At 66.9% G+C, this 2,722-nt stretch carries 2 protein-coding genes and 2 pseudogenes; 2 read left to right on the top strand and 2 right to left on the bottom strand.

The annotated features are described in order from the left end of the window. Positions 1–477, top strand: a 477-nt coding sequence (locus HNV26_RS37155) for a hypothetical protein (RefSeq protein ID WP_171453029.1), incomplete at its 5' end; no start/stop codon positions are given. Between the two features lie 10 nt (positions 478–487). Then, positions 488–1,078: a hypothetical protein gene (locus HNV26_RS37150; protein ID WP_171440784.1), complete on the top strand. Its 591-nt coding sequence runs from the start codon at positions 488–490 to the stop codon at positions 1,076–1,078. Between the two features lie 92 nt (positions 1,079–1,170). Here the strand turns inward: HNV26_RS37150 and HNV26_RS37145 are convergent. After that, positions 1,171–1,297, bottom strand: a pseudogene (locus tag HNV26_RS37145) (DUF2379 family protein); the annotation flags it as partial. Positions 1,298–1,425: 128 nt separating this feature from the next. Then, positions 1,426–2,543: pseudogene (locus HNV26_RS38805) on the bottom strand (protein kinase domain-containing protein). Positions 2,544–2,722 lie beyond the last annotated feature (179 nt).

Genomic DNA, 2,722 nt, shown 5'->3' with positions numbered 1-2,722 from the left:
GGGTTGGGTCGGGGTGGCTTGAAGACCGACGTCAGCGGCCTTCAGGAGCTCGCCGCGGTCCAGGCGCAGTTGCTGCCCCTGGATGCATGCCACATCGAGTACGGAGTGCGGTCGGGCGCGCTACCACACCGCTCGACGGGCTCCCGGAAGTCCGTCTCCGTCACGCCGTGCAGTGGGGCGTCGGTTTCCTATGTCTCCATCAGCGTTCCGGAGGAGCTTCAGTCGTCTCAAGTCGCCTTTGACATGACGCGCAGCTCCGTCTCCGCGCCCTGGAAGATCCTGGTCGACAAGGATCAGACCGCGTTCCCCGACCTCAAGCAGTCGCTCGAACGGCTCGCGCCCCTCATCGTGGAGAAGTATCCCGAGGCGCTTGCCACGGAGAGCCAGCGCCGTGTGGACAGCGAGCGCGCGTGGCAGGAGAGCAAGGCTGCCGAGCGTGCTCGCAAGGAAGCGGCGAAGACCTCGTATCCCGAGTGAGCCAACTGCCATGAGCACAGTGCCCACGCAGCCGGCGCGGAAGTCCGGCAAGAACACGATCTTCATCATCGCCGCGGTCGCGGTGGTGGTCGGCGGCATTGGCGCAGCGACCCTTCTGCTGGGTCGGCAGCCGAGCGATGTTGGGAGCCTCGGGGAGACCGATGTCGGTGGCCTTCAGGAGTTGGCTGTCATTCAGGCGCAACTGCGTCCCTTGCGGGCATGTGGCATCGAGTACGGGGAGCGGGGACGGCGGATGAAGTCGGGCTCGCACACGTCCGTATGGGTCAGCGCGTGTGAGAATGACCGTTTCGCGGGAGTCCACATCGAGGTTCCCACCTCGCGACAGGTAGAGGGAGTCGCCTTCGATCTGGAGCGGAGCTCCGTCTCCGAGCCCTGGAAGATCCTGGTCGACAAGAATCAGGTGCCATTTCCAGAGCTCAAGCGGACACTCAAGCAGCTCACGCCCTACCTCGTCGAGGAGATTCCCTCAAGGCTTGCTCAAGCCATCGAGGCGAAGGTCGCGGCTGATCGCGAGAGGCAGAGGCGCCAGGCCGCGGAGCCTGCTCGCAGGGAAGCATCGAAGAACTCGTATCCGGAGTGAGGCGTCTGGCCGCCCCGTCCGCTCACGGGAACTCGATGTTACCGAGGATGATGGGGCGCTTTCCGTCCATGGCGCCGGCGCCCCGTTGTCTTTCAGGGCTCATCTTCGAGGTCTTCGAGCTGGCCTTCCGCTACCTCTCGGTAGTGCGGCACCACTTCGACGGAGAGCAACATCCCGCATTTCCTGGCGGGCGCTGTCGAAGTCGCCAGCCTTCTGGTAAGGCTCAGGCCCGCGCCGCGGAAGAAGGCGGCAAGAGTACGGTGGCGGTGGCCTATGCGCATGAAGCTCGTACGCGCCTGGGCGCGCAGTTCGGAAACGGAGTGGGGTGTGGCGTTGCGTAGCTCTGCCTACACCACGCTGTTGCAGCCCTCTTCAGGGTTGAGGCCTGGTGCGTAGCCCGGCAGTTGCTCGAGGTGGAAGTCCTCGGGGTGGGAGGCAATGAAGTCGCGCATCTGGGCACTGCGGTGCTGGTTCAGGCCGTCCCCCACGACGGTTAGGGGACGGCCCACCTTCCGGCGGAAGTAGCGCAAGGCGTGGATGACGTCCTGGGTGTCGAAGCTCCCCTCCTGGTGGCGTGCGTAGAGGTGTGCTGGCACGCGTCCGTGGGGGGCCACCAATGCGACGATGCTGGAGACCTCGCGCCGCTTGTCCCGGCGACGCAGCAAGGGCGGATGGCCGACGGGAGCCCAGGTGGGCGCTACTCGGGCCCGAAACGAGTGACCCGTCTCGTCCACGCAGGCAATGGCCCGTCCGCCTGCGCGAGCCCCCTTTTGATGCGGGGCCAGTCGCGCTTGAGCCATGCCTTCACCAGCGCGTCGTCCCCGCGCGGCGGCTCGCTCCACGTCCTGGGGACCATGGTCTTCCAGCAGCATCAGCATCTGTGTGAGCGGCAGGGAAGAGGGCTCCTCCAGGCGCAGCTCATGCGACTTCGCACGCGGTGGCTCCAGCGCATCCGCCGCGGCCGCGAACAGGTGCCGCCCCGTGGCCAGCTCCAACAGCACCAGCCCCAGCGAGAAGAGGTCCGAGGCGGCGGTCAGCGTATTGCCCGCGAGGTACTCCGGCGACGCATAGGCCACGTCGCCCTTGAGGCGCGCCTCCGCCGTCTCCTCCCGGCCGACCATGTGCGAATAGGCCACGCCAAAGTGCGTCAGCTTCACCTCGCCCGTGCGAGCCACGCGCACGTTGCGGGGCTGACGTCGCGATGAATCAATCCCAGGGACCGGCCCTGCTCGTCCTTGAGCGAGTGGGCATGGTGCAGGGCGTCCGCCAGCTCCGCTGCGACGTGGAGCGCGAAGGCCAGGGACACGGGCTTCCCCCGGATGGCCATGAGGTCCAGTACGGTCTCCAGCGACGGCCCGTCCACGTACTCCATGATGATGTACGGCTTGCCCCGGTGAATCTTGAAGTAGTGCGCCTGGGCGATGGTGGGGTGGTGGAGGCGGTAGGCCAGCTGCACTTCCTCCACCAGCCGGTGCCGGCGAGCGGAGCTCGCGGGGCTGCGCACGCGCTTGATGACGACGGGGCCGGCAAGCCCGTGCCGCTGGTAGCGGTCGGCCAGGACAGGTTTGGCTTGGCTAGACACGGGTAGGGCGCGGGGAGGAGGCCGGTCCCAACGCCTGTCTCCTAGAGCCCTCTTCGAGCCCA

Source organism: Myxococcus xanthus, from assembly GCF_013116825.1.
Taxonomy (GTDB): Bacteria; Myxococcota; Myxococcia; order Myxococcales; family Myxococcaceae; genus Myxococcus; species Myxococcus xanthus_B.
The sequence above is the reverse complement of the archived record's forward strand: the minus strand, read 5'-3'. Positions and strand labels throughout refer to the sequence as shown.